This window comes from Streptomyces sp. NPDC104106 (assembly GCF_055584345.1).
In genome coordinates, this window is record NZ_JBVJMF010000047.1 from 1 (window position 1) to 6,862 (window position 6,862).

General features: G+C 73.9%; 2 protein-coding genes and 1 pseudogene. All 3 read right to left on the reverse strand.

The genetic code is table 11. From position 1 onward, the window contains the following. Positions 1–1,968: beta-ketoacyl synthase N-terminal-like domain-containing protein (locus ACZ60X_RS43665; RefSeq protein ID WP_469611388.1), on the reverse strand; the 1,968-nt coding region annotated here is incomplete at its 3' end. After that, a pseudogene (locus ACZ60X_RS43670) lies at positions 1,963–6,102 on the reverse strand (type I polyketide synthase); the annotation flags it as partial. The gene ACZ60X_RS43665 and the pseudogene ACZ60X_RS43670, both read right to left, overlap by 6 nt. 7 nt (positions 6,103–6,109) lie before the next feature. After that, positions 6,110–6,862 (reverse strand): acyl carrier protein (locus ACZ60X_RS43675; RefSeq protein ID WP_469611386.1); only part of this gene is annotated, 753 nt, incomplete at its 5' end.

Below are 6,862 nucleotides of genomic sequence, written 5' to 3' on the forward strand. Positions count from 1 at the left end.
GGAGGTGCCGTCCTGGTTGACGGCGGAGCCGCGCACGACGGCGAGGACGTGGTGCCCGTTGCGGCGCGCGTCCGACAACCGCTCCACCAGCAGCACACCGATGCCCTCCCCCCACGAGGTGCCGTCGGCCGCAGCGGCGAAGGACTTCGACCGCCCGTCCGGTGCCAGGCCGCGCTGACGGCTGAACTCCACGAACGACGACGGGGTGGCCATCACCGAGACACCGCCCGCGAGGGCCAGGTCGCACTCGCCGTTGCGCAGCGACTGGGCGGCCAGGTGGAGCGCCACCAGCGACGACGAGCACGCCGTGTCCAGCGAGAGGGCCGGACCCTCGAAGCCGTAGGTATAGGAGAGCCGGCCGGAGAGGATGCTCGCCGCGTTGCCGACGATCAGGTAGCCCTCCAGGTTCGCCTGCCCGGCGACCAGGTTTCCGTAGTCCTGGTCGTGGGTTCCGGTGAAGACGCCGGTGCGGCTGCCGCGCAACGAGGTCGGGTCGATCCCCGCGTTCTCGAACGCCTCCCAGCTCGTCTCCAGCAGCAGCCGCTGCTGCGGGTCCGTCGCCAGGGCCTCGCGCGGACTGATCCCGAAGAACTCGGCGTCGAAGAGCGCCACATCGTCCAGGAACCCGCCCGCCCGGGTGTAGGAGGTGCCGAGGTGTTCGGGGTCGGGGTCGTACAGCGCCTCGAGGTCCCAGCCGCGGTCGTCGGGAAACCCGGTGATCACGTCCCGGCCCTCGACGACCACCCGCCACAGGTCTTCCGGTGAGCGCACCCCGCCGGGGTAGCGGCAGGCCATGCCGACGATCACGATCGGCTCGTCGTCGGCCCGGACAGCGGTGAGCGGCACAGCCGTGCTCGTCCGCAGGCCGAGAAGTTCGGAGCGCAGGTAGTCCGCCATGGTCGTGGCGGTCGGGTAGTCGAAGAGCAGCGTCGCGGGGAGGGAGAGACCGGTCGCCTCGTCGAGCCGGTTGCGCAGTCCGACGGCGGTGAGCGAGTCGAAGCCCAGCTCCTGGAGCGGGCGGTCCGGATCCACCGCTTCCGAACCGCGGTGCCCGAGCACGGCGGCGATCTGGGCGCGGACCAGATCGAGGACCGCCCTGCGCTGCTCGTCCTCGGGCAGGGCCCGCAGCTGCCGCGCCGAGGTCCGGCTGTCCGCCGTACCCGCCGCGGCAGGCACACGGACCAGGTCACGGAAGACGGCCGGCAGGGTCAATGCCCGTACGTGCCTGCGGAGCTCGGCGTGGTCGAGCTCGACGGGCAGCACCTTGGGAAGTTCTCCATCGGCCAGGGCCAGGTCGAAGCCGGCGAGGGCGTGCTCCACGGATCGGGGCTTCAGCCCGCTGGGGACGGCCGGTTCGGTCCCGGCGGAGTCCGGCGCCCAGCCGAGCGCGAGAACGGGCCGGCCCTCGGCGCGGCGCCGGTCGGCGAGCGCGTCGAGGAAGGCCCCGGCGGCCGCCCGGTGCGCCTGGCCGGGTATGCCCAGGGTCGCGGCCGCGGCGGAGAACAGCACGAACGCGTCGAGCCCGGCGTCGGCAGTGAGCTGGTGCAGCTGCCAGGCGAGACCGGCGCGGCCGCGCAGCGCGGCGTCCAGACCCTCGGCAGTGAGCTCGGCGAGCGGGCCGGCGGCGGATTCCTCGACCGCGTACACCACTGCGGTCAGCGGATGCCCGGCAGGCACGGCGGCCAGCAGCGCCGACAGGCCGGCACGGTCACCGATCTCGCCGGGTACCGTGGTCACGCTCGCACCGAGGGCGGTGAGTTCGCCGGTGTCGAGCGGCGCGGTCCGGGCGGTGCGGGCGAGGAGCAGATGGCGGGCACCGTGCGCGGTGACGAGGCGCCGTACCAGCGGTGCGGCCAGCTCACCGGCCCCGTGCAGCACCAGAACGGTGCCGTCGGGATCGAACGGCCGCGCCGGCTGCGCCGGTTGTCCCGCGGCCACCGGTGTCCGGGCGAGCCGGGGCACGTACATCTCGCCGCCGCGGACGGCGATCTGGTCCTCCCCGGTCAGCGCCACCGCACTCAGCGCGCTGGGGGTGATCCGTTCGTCGACATCCAGCAGCAGGAACCGGCCCGGGTGTTCGCTCCGGGCCGAGCGCAGCAGGCCCCAGACGGCCGCCTGGCCCGGGTCCAGCACATCCTCCCCGGCAGTGGCCGCGACCGCACGACGGGTGGCGACCACCAGCCGCGCGTCAGCGAGGCTGTCCTCGGACAGCAGCATCCGCACACTGTCGAGGATCCCGGTGACCTGCTCGGACGCTGCCGCGCCGGGATCCGGCCCGCTGGCCGGGAGCGCCAGCAGCACCGCGTCGGGGGCGGGTGCCCCGTCCCGGACCGCCCGGACGAGAGCGGCGGGATCCGGGTGGCGCTCGCCGGGCACGCCGTTGGTGTCTTCGCCGTCGCCGATCGCGGCCCAGCGGGTCTCCGCCGGACCCGGAGCCGGGATCCGCGTCCAGTCGAGCCGGTACCCGGTGCCCGCGTCCGAGCCAGGAAGCGCGCGGGCCCGGAGTGGCCCGAAGGTGATCGAGCCGATGGTGGCGACCACCGTCCCGGCGGGGTCGGTGACCGTCGCCGTGGCGGTGGTGGGGTCGGTGCGTGCCAGTCGTACGCGCAGTTCGCGGGCGCCCGTCATGTACAGGGTGACGTCGCGCCAGGCGGTGGGAACGAGCAGTTCGTCCGCGGGTGCGCAGGCCGCGAGCAGTGCCGCCTGGAGCAGCCGCGGGTCGAGCAGGTATCCGCCCTGCTCGGCGTCCTCGGGCAGGCGGATCTCGGCGAAGCCGGTGTCACCGGACCGCCAGGCGGCCCGCAGTCCGCTCAGCGGCCCGGCACCGCTGTGGCCGAGTCCGGCGAGCCGGTCCGTCAGCTCCTCGACGTCGACGGGTGTCGCGCCCTCGCCGGGCCAGGGGCCGGCCGCGGCGGGCCGTGGCGCGGCGGGGCCGGTGAGGACGGCGGTGGCGTGCCGGATCCAGGGCCGGTCGGGGTCGTCGCCGGAGCGCGAGTGCACGGTGACGGTGACACGGCGGCCGCCCGGCGTCTCGCCCTGCTGGTCATGCCGCTCGTCGCTCGGCGCGTCGTCCTCCTCACCATCCCGCTCCCGGCCCTCCTCCGAGGACAGCGTGAGGTGCAGCTGTGCGGGCGCGGTGCCGGACAGCACCAGCGGGGCGTCGACGGTGAGTTCCTGGACCCGGGTGAGCCCGGCCTCGGCGCCTGCCCGCAGGACGAGGTCGAGGAGGGAGGCTCCGGGCAGTACGGTGACACCGTGCAGGGTGTGGTCGGCCAGCCAGGGGTGGGCGGCGGCGGTGACCTGGCCGGTCAGGATCCAGCCCCAGGAGTCGGGCAGTTCGAGCGCGCCGCCGATCAGCGGGTGCCGCACGGCGCTCCCGGACACGCCGGGGTTCTCCGTGGGATGCAGCCAGAACGGCTGGTGCTGGAAGCGGTAGGTGGGCAGATCGACGCGCTTGGCGGGCCCGAAGTAGGACGCCCAGTCCACCCGCACGCCCTGGCAGTGCAGCTGTCCGAGCCCTGCGACCAGCTCGGCGGCCTCGGCGTGGTCCCGGCGCATCAGCGGCACGAACACCGCGTCGCCCGCGGACTCCGGCCCCGCCGCCGAGAGCACCGCGTCCGGGCCGATCTCCACGAACGTGGTGACACCCGCACGCCGCAGCGCGCGCACCGCGTCGGAGAACCGGACCGTCGCCCCCACGTGCCGCACCCAGTAGTCCGCCGAGTCCCAGCCCGTGGCCGGTCCGCCGTCGACCGTGGACACGGCCGCGACGGCCGGGGCCCGGTACGTGAGCGACTCCGTGACCGCGCGGAACCGGTCGAGCATCGGCGCCATCAGGGGCGAATGGAACGCGTGCGACACCCGCAGCCAACTGGTCTTCCGCCCCCGCTCCGTGAAATGCGCGACGACCGCGGCGACGGCGTCACGCTCGCCGGAGACCACCACCGACTGCGGGCCGTTGACCGCGGCGATCCCCACCACGCCGGACAGCAGCGGCCGGACCTCCTCCTCGCTCGCCCGGATCGCGGCCATCGCGCCGCCCTCGGGCAGTTCCTGCATCAGCCGGCCGCGCGTGGCGACCAGCGTCGCCGCATCAGCCGCCGACATCACCCCGGCGACGTGCGCGGCGGCGATCTCGCCGACCGAGTGCCCGGCCAGGAAGTCCGGACGCACGCCCCAGGACTCGGCCAGCCGGAACAGCGCCACCTCGACCGCGAACAGCAGGGCCTGCGCGAAACCGGTCTGCCGTACCGCCTCCTCGTCGGTGCCCCAGAGCACTTCGCGCAGCGGCACGTCGTAGTGGACGTCCAGTTCGGCGAGGACGCCGTCCAGCGCCTCCGCGAACACCGGGAAGGCGGCGTACAGTTCGCGGGCCATGCCCAGCCGCTGGGCGCCCTGGCCGGTGAACAGGAAGGCGACCTTCCCGCCGAGCACCCGGCCGGGCCGCACGGTGCCCTCGGCGACCGCTGCCAGACCGGCGGCCAGCTCCGCCCGGTCGCCGCCGGTCACCACCGCGCGGCAGGCGAGCGCGGCCCGCTCCACGGCCAGTGCCCGTCCCGCGGCGGCGAGATCGCCGTCCGACAGGGTGTCCAGGAAGGACCGCAGCCGCGCCGCCTGCGCGCGCACGGCCCCGGGGGTCCGGCCGGAGAGCGGCCATGGCACCACAGCGGGCGCGGGCCCGTCCACCGGCGCCTCCTCCGCCGGGTCGAGCGCGGGTGGCTCCTCCAGGATGACGTGGGCGTTGGTGCCGCTGATGCCGAACGAGGACACGGCGGCGCGCCGCGGCCGGCCGGCCCGCGGCCAGGCCCGGCTCTCCGTGAGCAGCTCGATCCTGCCGGTGTCCCACTCGACATGCGGGGACGGCGCGTCCACATGCAGGGTCCTGGGCAGCACCGCGTGCCGCATCGCCTGGATCATCTTGATCACGCCGGCGACGCCCGCGGCGGCCTGCGTGTGGCCGATGTTGGACTTGACCGAGCCCAGCCAGAGTGGCTGTTCGCGGTCCTGGCCGTAGGTGGCCAGCAGCGCCTCCGCCTCGATGGGGTCGCCCAGCTCCGTGCCGGTGCCGTGCGCCTCCATGGCATCCACCTCGGACGGACGAAGACCGGCCTCCGCCAGCACCCGGCGGATCAGCCGCTCCTGAGAGGGGCCGTTGGGTGCGGTGAGCCCGTTGGAGGCGCCGTCCTGGTTGACTGCGGAGCCGCGTACGACGGCGAGGACCCGGTGTCCGTTGCGGCGCGCGTCCGACAGCCGTTCCACGAGCAGCAGGCCGGCTCCCTCGCTCCACGCGGCGCCGTCGGCCGCCGCGGCGAACGACTTGGACCGCCCGTCCGGCGCCAGGCCGCGCTGGCGGCTGAACTCGACGAACGCGGTGGGAGTGGCCATCACGGTGACCCCGCCGGCGAACGCGAGGTCGCACTCGCCGTTGCCCACCGCGCGGGCGGCCAGGTGCAGCGCCACCAGCGACGACGAGCACGCCGTGTCCACCGAGACGGCCGGCCCCTCGAACCCGAAGACATAGGACACCCGCCCGGACGCCAGACTGCCCGCGCTCCCGGTTCCCAGATAGCCCTCGAAGCCGTCGGGGGCGGCTTGGGTGAGCCGGTTTCCGTAGTCGTCGTACATGACGCCGGTGAAGACGCCGGTGCGGGTGCCGCGCAGGGTGGTGGGGTCGATGCCGGCGTTTTCGAGGGTTTCCCAGGCTGTTTCGAGCAGGAGGCGTTGTTGTGGGTCGGTGGCCAGTGCCTCGCGGGGGCTCATGCCGAAGAACTCGGGGTCGAAGTCGGCGGCGTCGTAGAGGAATCCGCCGTGGCGGGTGTAGCTGGTGCCGGGGTGGTCGGGGTCGGGGTGGTAGAGGGCGTCGAGGTTCCAGCCCCGGTCGGTGGGGAACTCGCCGATGGCGTCGACGCCTTCGGACACCAGTTGCCACAGGTCCTCGGGGGACCGCACCCCGCCGGGATAGCGGCACGCCATCCCCACGATCGCGACCGGATCGTTCTCCCTTGTCTCCAGCTCCTGAAGGCGTGCCCGGGTCCTCTTGAGGTCGGCGGTCACGCGCTTGAGATAGTCCCGCAGCTTGTCTTCAACCGTCATGGAGTTCATCCCCGTCTCAAGCCGTGCCCAGCTCGTTGTCGATCATTTCGAACATTTCGTCGTCGGTCGCCGCATCAAGAGCGCCGGAGAAGGAATCGTCCGCCGTACCCGTTCCGGAATGCTCGGAGAGCAGCAGACGCAATCGCGCCGTGAGCTCTTCCCTGGTGTCCTCGGACACGGTCCGCAACATGCCCTCCAGCCGGTCGAGTTCGGCGAGTACGGTCGCGTCGTCCGGTGCCGGCCCCGATCCGTCGGCGGAGCCCCCGGCCGAGCGGTCCCTAGCGAGACGCTCCCCGACGTGCTCGGCGAGCGCGCGGGGGGTGGGGTAGTTGAACGCCAGCGTCGCGGGCAGCCGCAACCCGACGGCGGCACCGAGTCGGTTGCGGAACTCGACCGCGATCAGCGAGTCGAATCCCAACTCCTTCAGCGCGCAGTCCGGGTCGACGCTCGCCGGCGAATCGTGCCCCAACGCGGTTGCCACGTGGGTGAGGACCAGGTCGAGCAGGAGCGCGCCACGTTCTTCCTGCGCCGCCTGCGCGAACCGGTGCATCCAGCCACTCGTGCCGGTCCCGTCGGCACGCCGGCCCCCGGAGCGCACCATCGCCCTGAACAACCCCGGCAGTTCCCCGCGCTCGGCCCGCTTGCGCAGCGCGCGGTGATCGATGCCCGTCAGCACGAGGTGGGGGTGGCGGGGGGCTTGGAGCGCGGCGTCGAAGAGGGCGAGGGCGTCGGTGGGTGTGAGGGCGGTGAGTCCGGTGGCGGTGAGGCG